Origin of the sequence: Enterococcus sp. DIV0546, assembly GCF_051712785.1 — a bacterium.
GTDB lineage: Bacteria > Bacillota > Bacilli > Lactobacillales > Enterococcaceae > Enterococcus > Enterococcus faecalis.
The window spans coordinates 2,712,501-2,726,724 of the sequence record NZ_JBIOPO010000001.1; the positions used below are offsets into that span (position 1 = coordinate 2,712,501).

Below are 14,224 nucleotides of genomic sequence, written 5' to 3' on the forward strand. Positions count from 1 at the left end.
ACTCGCTTTCGCTGCGGCTCCGTCTCTTCGACTTAACCTCGCATGCAATCGTAACTCGCCGGTTCATTCTACAAAAGGCACGCCATCACTCATTAACGAGCTTTGACTTGTTGTAGGCACACGGTTTCAGGATCTATTTCACTCCCCTTCCGGGGTGCTTTTCACCTTTCCCTCACGGTACTGGTTCACTATCGGTCACTAGGGAGTATTTAGCCTTGCGGGATGGTCCCCGCGGATTCCGACGGAATTTCTCGTGTTCCGCCGTACTCAGGATCCTCCTAGGTGTTGTCAGCATTTCGTCTACGGGGCTTTCACCCTCTTTAGCGGAATTTTCCAAATCCTTCAACTATACTAACAGACTACCATAACGGAGTCCTACAACCCCAACAAGCAAGCTTGTTGGTTTGGGCTCTTCCCGTTTCGCTCGCCGCTACTCAGGGAATCGAATTTTCTTTCTCTTCCTGCAGGTACTAAGATGTTTCAGTTCTCTGCGTCTACCTCTAATCAGCTATGTATTCACTGAAAAGTAATATCCTATAAAAGATATTGGGTTCCCCCATTCGGAAATCTCTGGATCATAGCTTACTTACAGCTCCCCAAAGCATATCGGTGTTAGTCCCGTCCTTCATCGGCTCCTAGTGCCAAGGCATCCACCGTGCGCCCTTATTCACTTAACCTTATCAACCTTGCGGTTGGGTCTTGATCACTTCTTCTAGCGATAGAAGGTTAATCAATAAATAAGCAATTGAACTTATTAAAAAACTCATTCAACGCGGTGTTCTCGGTTTGTTTTGATTCTTTTTACTTCAATATCCAGTTTTCAATGAACGAATGTTTTGAGAGTAGACCTCTCAAAACTGAACAAAGTAAAGACGAAATGTGTAATTCCGTAATATTCCTTAGAAAGGAGGTGATCCAGCCGCACCTTCCGATACGGCTACCTTGTTACGACTTCACCCCAATCATCTATCCCACCTTAGGCGGCTGGCTCCAAAAAGGTTACCTCACCGACTTCGGGTGTTACAAACTCTCGTGGTGTGACGGGCGGTGTGTACAAGGCCCGGGAACGTATTCACCGCGGCGTGCTGATCCGCGATTACTAGCGATTCCGGCTTCATGCAGGCGAGTTGCAGCCTGCAATCCGAACTGAGAGAAGCTTTAAGAGATTTGCATGACCTCGCGGTCTAGCGACTCGTTGTACTTCCCATTGTAGCACGTGTGTAGCCCAGGTCATAAGGGGCATGATGATTTGACGTCATCCCCACCTTCCTCCGGTTTGTCACCGGCAGTCTCGCTAGAGTGCCCAACTAAATGATGGCAACTAACAATAAGGGTTGCGCTCGTTGCGGGACTTAACCCAACATCTCACGACACGAGCTGACGACAACCATGCACCACCTGTCACTTTGTCCCCGAAGGGAAAGCTCTATCTCTAGAGTGGTCAAAGGATGTCAAGACCTGGTAAGGTTCTTCGCGTTGCTTCGAATTAAACCACATGCTCCACCGCTTGTGCGGGCCCCCGTCAATTCCTTTGAGTTTCAACCTTGCGGTCGTACTCCCCAGGCGGAGTGCTTAATGCGTTTGCTGCAGCACTGAAGGGCGGAAACCCTCCAACACTTAGCACTCATCGTTTACGGCGTGGACTACCAGGGTATCTAATCCTGTTTGCTCCCCACGCTTTCGAGCCTCAGCGTCAGTTACAGACCAGAGAGCCGCCTTCGCCACTGGTGTTCCTCCATATATCTACGCATTTCACCGCTACACATGGAATTCCACTCTCCTCTTCTGCACTCAAGTCTCCCAGTTTCCAATGACCCTCCCCGGTTGAGCCGGGGGCTTTCACATCAGACTTAAGAAACCGCCTGCGCTCGCTTTACGCCCAATAAATCCGGACAACGCTTGCCACCTACGTATTACCGCGGCTGCTGGCACGTAGTTAGCCGTGGCTTTCTGGTTAGATACCGTCAGGGGACGTTCAGTTACTAACGTCCTTGTTCTTCTCTAACAACAGAGTTTTACGATCCGAAAACCTTCTTCACTCACGCGGCGTTGCTCGGTCAGACTTTCGTCCATTGCCGAAGATTCCCTACTGCTGCCTCCCGTAGGAGTCTGGGCCGTGTCTCAGTCCCAGTGTGGCCGATCACCCTCTCAGGTCGGCTATGCATCGTGGCCTTGGTGAGCCGTTACCTCACCAACTAGCTAATGCACCGCGGGTCCATCCATCAGCGACACCCGAAAGCGCCTTTCACTCTTATGCCATGCGGCATAAACTGTTATGCGGTATTAGCACCTGTTTCCAAGTGTTATCCCCCTCTGATGGGTAGGTTACCCACGTGTTACTCACCCGTCCGCCACTCCTCTTTCCAATTGAGTGCAAGCACTCGGGAGGAAAGAAGCGTTCGACTTGCATGTATTAGGCACGCCGCCAGCGTTCGTCCTGAGCCAGGATCAAACTCTCATAATAAAAGTTAGAACAATCTTGCGATTGTTAAGCTCAATTTGTTTGCTAGCATATTGCTTGCTTGTTAAAAATGTTTGTTGTCTTGAATTGAATCAAGACGCCCTACACATTTGGTTCGTCTATTCTTTGTTCAGTTTTCAAAGGTCTACGTTACCTCGCAGCAACTTTTATATCATAACAAACTTTCGTTTGAATGTCAAGAACTTTTTTTAAAAAGTTTTTTAAGTTGTTTTGCTCGGTTGTTGTTGTCTGTTGTGACAACTTCTATATCTTATCATCTCGCTTGTTATTTGTCAACAACTTTTTTGTTGTTTTTTCAAACTTTTTTCGAGAGATTTGAAATCAAGAATTGTTATTTAATTATTGATTTCTGAATCGCTCAGCTGTGTGACTCGCCTTGAGACATGTAATAATATACCAAGATTTCAAGCATTGGTCAATCATTATTTTCACTTTTTTTAAACTTTTTTTCAATACCGATTATTATGATTGGTATAGGTATTTTCGTTCGCTTTTTACCCCCTTTCATCCTTTTTTGGCTATAGTTTATTAACTTTTAGCAAAATCTTCTAAATTTATCGTAATATATCAAGGATTTTGTCCTTTTTAGCAATTATTTGTTAAAATATGGAAAAGAGATTTTTTATATATGGAGGAAATGAACGCTTATGAAAATTTTAGTTGCAGATGATGATAAAGAAATTGTAGAACTATTGAGTATTTATATTCATAATGAAGGATACGAAGTCGTGAAAGCTTATGATGGAAAAGAAGCGTTATCCAAATTGCACACAACACCAGATATCGATTTATTAATCTTGGACATTATGATGCCAATCATGGATGGAATGGAAGTAGTGAAAGAACTTCGAAAAGAATCGCAAATTCCAATTATTATGTTAACAGCAAAAACAACCGATATGGATAAAATCAAAGGGTTAGTTGCTGGTGCAGACGATTATGTCACCAAGCCTTTTAATCCTTTAGAAGTAATGGCTCGGGTGAAGTCTATTTTACGTAGAAGCCAAATGCAATTAACCAAAGAAGAACCCGATGAATTAGAAGTCGGCCCATTAATGATTAATAAGGACTCTCACGAAGTCAAAACAATAGAAGGAAAAGAAATTCAATTAACCGCTCTTGAGTTTGGTATCCTCTATCTATTAGCTAGTCATCCAAATCGTGTGTTTAGTGCGGATGAAATTTTTGAGCGTGTGTGGCAACAAGAAAGTATTGTTTCTGCTAAAACCGTGATGGTTCACGTCAGTCATTTAAGAGATAAGATTGAAGAAGCAACTGGTGGAGAAAAAGTCATTCAAACAGTGTGGGGAGTTGGATATAAGATCGATGCTCGTTAAACCTAAAAAGATTGAAAAACAAAAACGAATTACCTTAACTTCTAAAGAAATCAGCGAGTTATTAGCAGAAGCAATTGTGACAATTGTTTTATTACTACTATTAAATGTCTCAATTATGTTCCTCTTAGGACAACTACTTAGTGAAAACTCGCCCTTAGCTGGTGTCATCTGGGCCACTAAGGATGCGGTCGCTAAAGAATTAAATACTGATTTGTTTTGGAGCTGGAATAAATTTGTCTTACCCATTTTCTTTTTAGTAGATGCAGCTGTTCTCTATTGGCGCTTAATTCGTCGCTACCATCAAATGCAATTGCGTCATATTATCAGTGAGTTACATTACATCGCTGATGGTAATTACAATCACCGCATTCCGTTTGAATTAAGTGGTGATTTAGCAAAAGTCGTGACGAGTATTAACGGTCTGGTGGATAGTACTGTCGCAGCCATTGAAGATGAACGGCGAATTGAAAAATCAAAAGATGAATTAATTACGAATGTCAGTCATGATATTCGGACACCGTTAACTTCTATTATTGGTTATCTGGGATTGATTGAAGATCGTCAATTTCATAGCCAAGAAGATTTACTGAAATATACGCATACCGCTTACGTCAAAGCGAAACAAATGAAATTATTAGTTGATGATCTTTTTGAATATACAAAAGTCCGTCAACCAAGTGTACCGATTCATACGACGACTTTTGATATGGCACAATTAATTGAACAGCTTGCTGCCGATTTTGAATTGGAAGCGAAAAAGATTAATATGCAAATCCAAGTAAAAGCCAATCCAGCTTCTTTAATGATGGAAGGCGATACGGAAAAACTAGTCCGAGTCTTTAACAACCTTCTTTCAAACGCTTTGAAATATGGCAAAGGTGGCCATCATATTGTAATGGAAGTAGACAAAGTCGGCACCGAAGCAATTATCGCTGTTCGCAATGATGGACCAGCTATCCCTAAACATTCTTTAGATCAGTTATTTGACCGCTTCTATCGTGTCGAAGAATCCCGATCACAAGAAACGGGGGGTACTGGTTTAGGTCTGGCTATTGCACAAAGTATTGTTGCTTTACATGGTGGATATATTTATGCGAAGTCTGATCAAAAGTGGACTTCCTTTATTATTCATCTACCCTTACAGCGTACCAACAAGAAATCAGAGAGTTAATTGACATCCCTGAACTTTTTCGGTATTCTATAGAAAAGAGAAAACTAAGAGAAAAAGTATTTATGGCACTGAATTTCAGAGAGTTTGCGGGGGTGCGAGCAAACATTCATCTATAAAGAAGTCCGTCTCTTCCAGGTGTCCAGCGAAATAAGTTGGAACGGTCTGCAGCCGTTATCTGCAAATCAAGGGCAGTAACATTACTGAACTTGGGTGGTACCGCGAGATTTCCAGTCATTTCGTCCCAAGAATATTTATTTTTGGGGTGAGATGGCTTTTTTGTTGTTTTCTACAACAGTTATTATTGATTATGTACTAATTTTAAGGAGGAAAAAATATGTTAGATGTAAAAATGATGCGTCAAAATTTTGACGAAGTAAAAGCAAAGCTACAAACCCGTGGCGTGAAAGAAGAAATCTTAGTGGAATTTCTGCGTTTAGATGAAAGTCGCCGTGATTTATTAGTCAAAGTCGAAGAAATGAAAAAATACCGGAATGATGTGTCTGCTGAAATTGCTCAATTAAAACGAAACAAAGAAGATGCAACGGCCAAAATCGCGGAAATGAAAGAAGTCGGCGGCAATATTAAAGCGTTAGATGCAGAAATTAATGCTATTGACGAAGAGCTACGTGGGATCACAACTACTTTACCGAACTTGCCAGATGATTCTGTGCCTGTTGGTGCTGGTGAAGAAGAAAATGTAGAAGTACGTCGTTGGAGTGAACCAAGAACTTTTGCTTTTGAACCAAAACCACACTGGGAAGTCGCTGAAAACTTAGGCATTCTAGATTTTGAACGTGGTGCCAAAGTAGCTGGTAGCCGTTTTGTTTATTACAAAGGCTTAGGTGCTCGCTTAGAACGTGCGTTATACAACTTCATGTTAGATTTACATGTTTATGAACATGGCTATACAGAAATGATTACGCCTTATATCGTTAATGACACCGCCATGTTCGGAACTGGCCAATTTCCTAAATTTAAAGAAGATGTCTTCCAATTACAAGATACGGATTTAACGTTAATCCCAACGGCAGAAGTCCCGTTAACTAATTACTACAACAATGAAATTTTAGATGGCAAGGATTTACCGATTTACTTTACGGCCTTGAGCCCTTCTTTCCGTTCTGAAGCTGGTAGCGCTGGTCGTGACACACGTGGGTTAATTCGTTTACACCAATTTAATAAAGTCGAAATGGTTAAATTTAGTGATGCAGAGCATTCTTATGAGGAATTAGAAAAAATGACGAATAATGCCGAAGAAATTCTGCAAAAACTGGGATTACCTTACCGTGTCATGGCTCTTTCAACAGGTGACATGGGCTTCTCAGCTGCGAAAACTTATGACTTGGAAGTTTGGATTCCCGCTCAAGAGACATACCGTGAAATCAGTTCATGCTCAAACTGTGAAGATTTCCAAGCGCGCCGTGCGATGATTCGTTACCGTGATGAAAATGATAAAGTCCAATATGCGCATACACTCAATGGTTCTGGTTTAGCCGTGGGACGGACAGTCGCTGCTATTTTAGAAAACTACCAAAACGAAGATGGCTCTGTGACTGTACCAGAAGTCCTAGTTCCTTACATGGGTAACCTAACAGTTATTAAATAAAGGGAAGATGAAGGTCGTTGTCTGATATCAGATAACGGCTTTTATTCTATAGGAAAAGGAGCCTGTAACAAAAATCACTTTGGATTTTTGTTACAGGCTTAAAAATTGATAAACGGCGGAAACAGAAGCAAATCCTTCATTCTACAGAAAAAGAGGCAGACGTCGAAATGACGTCTGCCTCTTTTAAATTTCAAAAAAATCAGCTTTTATTTTATTGAACAGAATAGTTTGGTGCTTCTTTTGTGATTTGAACGTCATGTGGATGTGATTCTTTCAATCCGTTACCACTCATTTGAACAAATTGTGCTTCTTCACGCAACGCTTTCAGGTCTGCTGCACCGACGTAACCCATCCCTGATTTCAAGCCACCGATTAATTGGAAGACAATATCAGAAACGCTTCCTTTGTAGGCGACACGTCCTTCGATTCCTTCTGGCACTAATTTGTTTGCTTCATTGACACTTCCTTGGAAGTAACGATCACTTGATCCTTTTTCCATTGCACCCAATGAGCCCATGCCACGGTAAGTTTTGAAACGACGGCCTTGATAAATTTCAAATTCGCCTGGAGATTCATCTGTACCTGCTAACATACTTCCTAGCATTACAGCATGGCCACCAGCAGCTAAGGCTTTCACGATATCACCAGAATATTTAATACCGCCATCAGCGATAATTGCTTTACCATATTCTCTAGCTACAGAAGCAGCATCATAAATCGCTGTTAATTGAGGAACACCAACACCGGCAACGACACGTGTTGTACAAATTGAACCAGGTCCAATACCAACTTTGACAACGTCCACGCCGACATCATACAATGCTTTGGTTGCTTCAGCAGTGGCAACATTACCAGCAATTAATGTTGCTTCAGGGAACGTTTCACGAATTTCTTTAATTTTGCGAATAACGCCGGCACTATGGCCATGTGCAGTATCGATAACAATCGCATCGGCACCTGCTTCTAATAATGCTTCCGCACGTTCGAACGTATCACTAGTGACACCGACTGCTGCCGCCACAAGTAAACGACCGTGTTCGTCTTTGGCAGCATTTGGGAATTCAATCACTTTTTCAATGTCTTTAATTGTAATTAAGCCACTTAAGCGACCTGCTTCATCAACGATTGGTAATTTTTCGATTTTATGTTTTTGTAAGATTTTTTCTGCATCTTTTAAAGATGTGCCAACTGGCGCAGTGACTAAATGATCTTTTGTCATGACTTCTTCAATTTTGATTTGGTAGTCGGTTACAAAACGCATATCACGGTTTGTAATAATTCCGACTAATTTACGGTTTTCCATTGTTTCTACAATTGGCACACCGCTAATACGGTAACGACTCATTAATTCTTCTGCATCCGCTACTAAGTTTGTTGGTGTTAGAAAGAATGGATCAATGATAACGCCGCTTTCAGAACGTTTGACTTTACGTACTTCGTCTGCTTGTTGGGCGACAGTCATATTTTTATGTACGACACCTAGTCCACCTTGACGAGCCATCGCAATTGCCATATTACTATCTGTAACAGTATCCATACTGGCACTCATCAATGGAATATTTAACTTGATATTTTTAGCTAATTGTACACTCATGTCTACATCATTTGGTAAGACATGGCTTTCTGCAGGGATTAATAGCACATCATCAAATGTAAGACCTTTTTTCGCAAATTTTGTTTCCCAATTTGACATTTTTTTGTCCACTCCTCAACTTAATTTTATATATGAAAATAACAGATAATACTAAGGAAGTCAACTAGATTTGTTTAAATAATCAATGAGGAATAAAGGACAAAACACCAAAATCGGTTTGTCCTCTATTCAACTCTTCCTAATTAAGGTCCTACTTTCATCGTTGTTCTTTTATCTTGTGTTTCTTTTTTTGTTGTAAAAATCGGCTAAATCCAAAACCGCCGACAGAAAGCAAGGTAATCATTGTCCCTATTTTTTGCACTTTTGTTCTTTGGTAACGGATGTCGACATGTCCTGTACCAGATAAAGAAAGAGCGGCTAAGCCTCCTTGATTGGTTAGGTTCATTTTTTTAGCGCCCGTTTGGTTTTTCATTTGAATCGTGGCTTGATAGCCTAAGTAATAAATAAAAGGAACGGTCACCTTCGCTGATTGCTTCACCACTTGGTAATCAAATGAAATTTTCCCATAAGGCATTCTAACATTTGTAATGGTTACTTGTTCTGCCGAATAATCAAGTTGTCGTTTTTTCTGTTTCAATAATTCCTGATAATTGATTTCATCTGGCAAATATTCATGGCCCGCACCGATATAAAAAGGTGTTGGTTGCTCATACTCAGCTTTTGTTAACAGGCGACCTTGTTGTGACTGAATACTTTGATATTGATAAATGCCTAAATTGCTGATGGCAAGGAAAACCAACAAAGCCACGGTCCAAGATTTACGGAAAACGCCCCATTCGTCTTGTGCAATGAAAAAAGCGAGCATTACGGAAAGAATCCCTAAAAACCGCCAAGGAAACTGAATCGTATTTAAAGGCGTGTGGTTCAGCCAGTGCCAAGGAAAAAGCGTGGTAACCATCAATAAGAGTACCAGCGTCAAACCAATAAACCGTTTGTTCTGAATTTTTTTGCTGGCAAGCGAAACCACTGCTACAACAAGTCCCACAAACAAAAGGGTTCCTAGATTCGCTGTTTTCGCGTGAAAAACACTGCTCTTTAAACTATTAATGAAAAGAGAATCAATGGGATAACTTCTTTCGGAAATATAAGTGAGTGGATTGGATGTAACTTTAAACACTTGATTTTTCATTTGTTCAGCAACTGGTAAAAGATAAAAGGCCAGCCAAAGCAGCGTCAGACCTGCAGCCTTCGTTAATGCCCACAGGACCTCCTTTTTAAAAAACTGCTGCCAATAAAACAGAATGTATAACCCAATCCAAATAGAAACCATTTCAATAGAAATAAAGTGAGCCAACCCAATCCCAGTCATCGCCAGCGTTAACAACGGCCAACATTTCGTGGTTCCCTTTCGTAATAAAAACAGGCTCGCTAAGACCAACGGAAAAAAACTTAGCGCCAAAAATTCTCCTAACGCTTGGCGATTAAACAAGTCTTGCATGCGGTAAATAGATAAGCCATACAAAATGGCAAAGAGATAGCTTCTTTTTTTAGAGAGCGCCATTAATCGGCCTGCATAATAAGTAAGACTAAATGTTGCCAAGTTTACCGCAAACACAAAAACCGCCATACTAGCGACAAAGGAAAGCCCCAGAACACGCAAAAGCGCAGGCAAATAAAGATACGCATCTGGATAAAACAAACTAGAGGCATAGCCATAGCCTCCCAAGAAAAAATAATTGATTTTAGGAAACCAGTCGTTGTTTTTAATTGCTAATGCGAGGCCTTCCACCCGATTTTGATGAAAGCGGAAATCACTTGCTCGTAAAAAATTCTCTTGAAAATAGACAAAATAAAGAGAAAGTCCACTTAATAAGAGAAAACTAATAAAAATGAGTAGCCGCTCGTGTTGACGGCACCAAGACTTCACTTGTTGTCCCATAAGAGGCTCCTTTCTTTAGCAAACTTCTGAAAACAGAAGCCTGGGACACTAGCTTTTTCGACTAATCCCCCAGGCTTTAACTGTTAAAACGCTCTATTGAGAGAGCGACTTTGCTTGTTGCAGTTTCTGCGTCAGCCGAGCGCATTCACAATTGAGCGCGCGCCGTTTATTGACGTGTCATGAAACTACCTTGAATATTGTATTTTTTCTTGAAGAAATAGCGTGCTACAAAGGCTAACGCACCGATTACTAAAGCAATCATCGGATCTAAAATGGGATTGATCACTGGTGGCAGCATCGCTGAACCAGCGAAAACTGCAATCCACAAGAACATCCCACCAAATAGAATGGCGGTCGTTTTTAACCAACCAGGACGTTTGCTTTTGTCGCCACCTTGACGATCAAAACGATAAACATATTTGTGCATTAGATAGAAAACATAACCCCCAGCCATCGCACCTAAGATATATGTGGTTAATCCGAGAGGTTGTGCGGTTCCTTTTGAAAATAGAGACATCGCCGCTAACATGATTGTTAATAAACCAAGTAATAGTAAGGTATTGTCGAGCCAAATCATCCAGCCCGCTGGTTCTTTGACTTCTGCTGGTTTATTTAAAATTGCTTCCGTCCGTTCTGAAACAGTGCCAAATAACTGACGGGCTGTTTTACCTGTTTTTTGACCGGCTACTAATTCTGGTAAAATACCGTGTAGAGCCAATGCTAGCTCTTCTTCAGATAAATTAGCCGCTTTTAATGATTTTTTTAAGTCAAAAATGTATTGTTCATTTCTTTTAGTCAAATTCTGTTCTAATTGACGATTCTCAGCCACGATTGCTCGTAATGCTTCTGCTTCCATAGTTGTATCCTCCTCACCCTCATGTAGAGGGAACCTCTTTCTAAACGGCTGAATGGCCTTAAATATGTGGGCTTATCCCAAAACAAATTGCTTGTTGGGCACATTTTTTTAAACGTTAAAACGGAACAACATAACATCGCCATCTTGAACGACGTAGTCTTTTCCTTCTAAACGAACACGGCCCGCTTCTTTGGCAGCTTGCATATTGCCATATTTATCTAGGTCTTCATAAGAAACTGTTTCCGCACGAATGAAGCCTCGTTCAAAGTCACTGTGGATAATCCCAGCTGCTTGAGGTGCCTTGATTCCCTTACGGAACGTCCACGCACGAACTTCTTGTTCACCAGCTGTAAAGTAGGTAGCTAAGCCTAACAAATCGTACGCCGCACGAATCAATTGATCTAAGCCAGATTGTTCAATGCCCATTGCTTCTAAAAATTCAGCCTTGTCTTCTTCAGAATCCAATTCAGCAATTTCTTCTTCTGCTCGCGCACTAACTACGATTACTTCCGCATTTTCACTGGTTGCAAAATTACGAACTTGTTGTACATACTCGTTGTTGTCTGGATCCGCCACTTCATCTTCTGAAACATTTGCTACATAAAGGACCGGCTTTGTGGTTAATAAGAAAAGAGATTTAACAATTTTCTCTTCTTCTGGCGTAAATTCAATCGTACGAGCAGATAAACCTTCTTCTAAAACTGGTTTAATTTTGTCTAAAACAGCTAATTCTTCCACCGCTTCTTTATCTTTTGCTTTCGCCATTTTAGCCACGCGAGTATAGCGCTTATTGATTGAATCTAAATCTGCTAAAATTAGCTCTAAATTAATTGTATCAATGTCTGCTAAAGGATCAACGAAATCCGCATCCCGATTTTGTTCACGCATGATATTTTCGTCATCAAAACAACGAACCACGTGACAGATTGCATCTACTTGACGAATGTGACTTAAAAACTGATTTCCCAGCCCTTCTCCTTTGCTGGCACCTTTAACAATTCCGGCGATGTCTGTAAATTCAAACGTTGTGGGAACTGTTTTTTTCGGTTTTACTAGTTCTGTCAAGCGTTGTAAACGGGCATCTGGTACTTCAACCATGCCGACGTTCGGATCAATCGTTGCAAAGGGATAATTTGCAGCTTCTGCTCCTGCTTTTGTAATTGCGTTAAATAGGGTCGATTTACCAACGTTTGGTAAGCCGACAATTCCAGCTGTTAGTGCCATTTGTTTTCCACTCTTTCTCTCAGTCTATTCTCTTTTCTATTAGAGGCATCAAAGCATTAGTCTGCTTTTTTCTCGATTACTTTTTTTAATTTTTTAGTAAAATCACGACGCGGCATCATGACAATATGCCCGCAATTCGTGCACTTGATTTTGATATCAGCGCCCATGCGAATGATTTGCCAACGATTTGCTTGGCAAGCATGCGGCTTTTTCATTTCGACAATATCGCCTAAATCATACATGTTCCAAGCCTTCTTTCTTCTCTTACTTATATAAAAATACCATGATTACAATACCATTTTTTACCGAAACTAGCAAAAGGATTTGTGACTTTCTGTCTTACTTTCTCACTTTGCTTTTTATTCCTCGTCAAAATGAATATCTAAAATATCTAAAATTCTAGCCAAATCCGAAGAGGACAAGTACTCAATTTCAATTTTTCCTTTGCCTTCTTTTTCTTGAATTGCTACAGTTGTCCCAAATTTATCCATTAGACGGTCTTCACTTTCACGAATATAAATGGGTTTTTCTTTGATGGCTTTTTTCGCTTTTTTGCCCTTTTTGCCTTGTGTTTCGTTTAATTCAGCGACAAGTTGTTCTAATTGTCGAACCGTTAAATTGTCTTTAATACAACGATTAGCTAATGGCAATAGCTGTTCTTTGTTCTTCAAGCCTAATAACGTCCGTGCTTGACCCATTGACATGCTTTGTTTTTGAACCATTGCTTTGACCGCATCTGGTAAGGTTAGCAATCGTAAATAATTGGCAATATACGGGCGACTTTTGCCCAAACGTTCTGCGACTTCCGCTTGTGTTAATTTCAAATTTTTCATTAGCATTTCATAGGCTTCTGCTTCTTCTAGCGGATTTAAATCTTCCCTTTGTAAGTTTTCCAAAACAGCAACTTGCATCATGGATTCTTCATCAAATTCGCGAATAATTGCGGGAATTTTTTCTTTGCCGGCTAATTTAGAAGCCCGGAACCGACGCTCACCTGCAATAATTTCATAGCCTTTAACTGCCGATTTACGGACAATAATCGGTTGAAACACACCGGAATGTAGAATCGAGTTTGCAAGTTCTTGTAAAGAGGTTTCATCAAATGTTTTCCGCGGTTGGTAAGGATTGGGACGAAGTTCGTTTAATAGAATTTCTGTCACTTGTTCGTTCTTAACGTCGACATCTTCTAGCTTTGCGATATCTTGAAACAAGGCATCGATGCCTCTGCCTAAACCTTTGCCTTTATTCATTCTCCAACACTTCCTTTGCTAGTGCTTGATACACTTCGGCACCTTTTGAGCGAATATCATAGTCAATGATTGGTAAACCATGACTTGGTGCTTCGGATAAACGGACATTTCTTGGAATAATCGTGTCATAGACTTTTTCACGGAAATATTTACGGACTTCTTCAACGACTTCGGCACCTAAATTGGTCCGAGCATCGTACATGGTTAACAGGACCCCTTCAATTTTCAATTCAGGGTTAAAATGTTTTTGAACCAAGCGAATCGTATTTAGCAATTGACTCAAGCCTTCTAATGCGTAATATTCACATTGAACAGGAATTAGAATCGAATCACTTGCTGTAAAAGCATTGATTGTTAAATGCCCTAGAGAAGGCGGGCAATCAATTAAAACGAAATCATACATGTCTCTTACTTCATCAATTGCTAATTTCAAGCGCGATTCTCGAGCCATCATTGAAGTTAATTCAATTTCAGCGCCTGCTAATTGAATAGTGGCAGGGACAATATCTAAATTTTCACGGCTGGTATGTTGAACCACGCTAGTGATTGGTTCTTCATTTACAAGGACATCATACACATCGTGTGCGACATCTGGTTTAGGGACACCCATGCCACTGGTCGCATTTCCTTGTGCATCAATGTCGATCAGTAAGACTTTTTTGCCTAAGTTTGCTAAACATGCGCCTAAATTTACAGTGGTCGTTGTTTTACCAACGCCGCCTTTTTGGTTCGCTACAGAAATAATTCGTGTCATGTGTGTGCCTC

At 40.7% G+C, this 14,224-nt stretch carries 10 protein-coding genes, 2 rRNA genes and 1 other annotated feature (1 of these 13 running past the window's edge); of the genes, 3 read left to right on the forward strand and 9 right to left on the reverse strand.

Features of this window, described 5'->3' with window-relative positions:
- A 23S ribosomal RNA gene (locus tag IGJ24_RS13120) occupies positions 1 to 677 on the reverse strand; it reaches 2,236 nt to the left of the window's first position.
- A gap of 226 nt (positions 678 to 903) precedes the next feature.
- Positions 904 to 2,464: ribosomal RNA gene (locus IGJ24_RS13125) — 16S ribosomal RNA — on the reverse strand.
- The 16S and 23S rRNA genes sit together here, the layout of an rRNA operon.
- 665 nt (positions 2,465 to 3,129) lie before the next feature.
- On the opposite strand from IGJ24_RS13125, the gene IGJ24_RS13130 reads away from it, so the two are divergent.
- The 3 genes from IGJ24_RS13130 (at position 3,130) to serS (ending at position 6,596) form a co-directional block, all read left to right on the forward strand.
- Entirely contained in the window at positions 3,130 to 3,819 is a 690-nt protein-coding gene (locus IGJ24_RS13130) for a response regulator transcription factor (RefSeq protein WP_002355963.1), read from the forward strand.
- Positions 3,809 to 4,990: a sensor histidine kinase gene (locus IGJ24_RS13135; RefSeq protein ID WP_002363566.1), complete on the forward strand. Its 1,182-nt coding sequence runs from the start codon at positions 3,809 to 3,811 to the stop codon at positions 4,988 to 4,990. Before IGJ24_RS13130 ends, IGJ24_RS13135 begins: the two co-directional genes overlap by 11 nt.
- Before the next feature lie 40 nt (positions 4,991 to 5,030).
- Positions 5,031 to 5,237 (forward strand) — a binding site (T-box leader).
- A gap of 87 nt (positions 5,238 to 5,324) precedes the next feature.
- Positions 5,325 to 6,596 carry a serine--tRNA ligase gene (gene serS, locus IGJ24_RS13140; RefSeq protein WP_002355965.1) on the forward strand — a complete coding sequence of 424 codons (1,272 nt, stop codon included), beginning with the start codon at positions 5,325 to 5,327 and terminating at the stop codon, positions 6,594 to 6,596.
- Positions 6,597 to 6,807: 211 nt separating this feature from the next.
- Here serS and guaB read toward each other — a convergent pair whose 3' ends face one another.
- The 7 genes from guaB to IGJ24_RS13175 all read right to left on the reverse strand — a co-directional run bounded on the left by guaB (position 6,808) and on the right by IGJ24_RS13175 (position 14,213).
- On the reverse strand, positions 6,808 to 8,289 hold the full coding sequence (gene guaB / locus IGJ24_RS13145; protein ID WP_002355966.1) for an IMP dehydrogenase: 1,482 nt from the start codon (positions 8,287 to 8,289) through the stop codon (positions 6,808 to 6,810).
- A 157-nt stretch (positions 8,290 to 8,446) separates the two neighbouring features.
- On the reverse strand, positions 8,447 to 10,129 hold the full coding sequence (locus IGJ24_RS13150) for a 6-pyruvoyl-tetrahydropterin synthase-related protein (RefSeq protein ID WP_002368743.1): 1,683 nt from the start codon (positions 10,127 to 10,129) through the stop codon (positions 8,447 to 8,449).
- Positions 10,130 to 10,295: 166 nt separating this feature from the next.
- Positions 10,296 to 10,985: a DUF1129 domain-containing protein gene (locus tag IGJ24_RS13155; protein ID WP_002363563.1), complete on the reverse strand. Its 690-nt coding sequence runs from the start codon at positions 10,983 to 10,985 to the stop codon at positions 10,296 to 10,298.
- A gap of 108 nt (positions 10,986 to 11,093) precedes the next feature.
- A complete protein-coding gene (gene ychF / locus IGJ24_RS13160) occupies positions 11,094 to 12,209 on the reverse strand; it encodes a redox-regulated ATPase YchF (protein WP_002355971.1) in 1,116 nt (371 codons plus the stop codon).
- A 56-nt stretch (positions 12,210 to 12,265) separates the two neighbouring features.
- Positions 12,266 to 12,451, reverse strand: coding sequence for a DUF951 domain-containing protein (locus IGJ24_RS13165; protein ID WP_002355974.1), 186 nt, complete (start codon positions 12,449 to 12,451; stop codon positions 12,266 to 12,268).
- A gap of 117 nt (positions 12,452 to 12,568) precedes the next feature.
- Entirely contained in the window at positions 12,569 to 13,459 is an 891-nt protein-coding gene (locus tag IGJ24_RS13170) for a ParB/RepB/Spo0J family partition protein (RefSeq protein ID WP_002355975.1), read from the reverse strand.
- Positions 13,452 to 14,213, reverse strand: coding sequence for a ParA family protein (locus IGJ24_RS13175; RefSeq protein WP_002355976.1), 762 nt, complete (start codon positions 14,211 to 14,213; stop codon positions 13,452 to 13,454). The genes IGJ24_RS13170 and IGJ24_RS13175 overlap by 8 nt, the downstream gene beginning before the upstream one ends.
- Positions 14,214 to 14,224: the final 11 nt, after the last annotated feature.

What these genes read in the sequence shown, in the direction of transcription:
- guaB (WP_002355966.1), bottom strand. Translation starts at nt 8,289, where the DNA reads ATGTCAAATTGGGAAACAAAATTTGCGAAAAAAGGTCTTACATTTGAT.
- IGJ24_RS13170 (WP_002355975.1), bottom strand. Translation starts at nt 13,459, where the DNA reads ATGAATAAAGGCAAAGGTTTAGGCAGAGGCATCGATGCCTTGTTTCAA.
- IGJ24_RS13130 (WP_002355963.1), top strand. Translation starts at nt 3,130, where the DNA reads ATGAAAATTTTAGTTGCAGATGATGATAAAGAAATTGTAGAACTATTG.
- ychF (WP_002355971.1), bottom strand. Translation starts at nt 12,209, where the DNA reads ATGGCACTAACAGCTGGAATTGTCGGCTTACCAAACGTTGGTAAATCG.
- IGJ24_RS13165 (WP_002355974.1), bottom strand. Translation starts at nt 12,451, where the DNA reads ATGTATGATTTAGGCGATATTGTCGAAATGAAAAAGCCGCATGCTTGC.
- IGJ24_RS13175 (WP_002355976.1), bottom strand. Translation starts at nt 14,213, where the DNA reads ATGACACGAATTATTTCTGTAGCGAACCAAAAAGGCGGCGTTGGTAAA.
- IGJ24_RS13135 (WP_002363566.1), top strand. Translation starts at nt 3,809, where the DNA reads ATGCTCGTTAAACCTAAAAAGATTGAAAAACAAAAACGAATTACCTTA.
- IGJ24_RS13150 (WP_002368743.1), bottom strand. Translation starts at nt 10,129, where the DNA reads ATGGGACAACAAGTGAAGTCTTGGTGCCGTCAACACGAGCGGCTACTC.
- IGJ24_RS13155 (WP_002363563.1), bottom strand. Translation starts at nt 10,985, where the DNA reads ATGGAAGCAGAAGCATTACGAGCAATCGTGGCTGAGAATCGTCAATTA.
- serS (WP_002355965.1), top strand. Translation starts at nt 5,325, where the DNA reads ATGTTAGATGTAAAAATGATGCGTCAAAATTTTGACGAAGTAAAAGCA.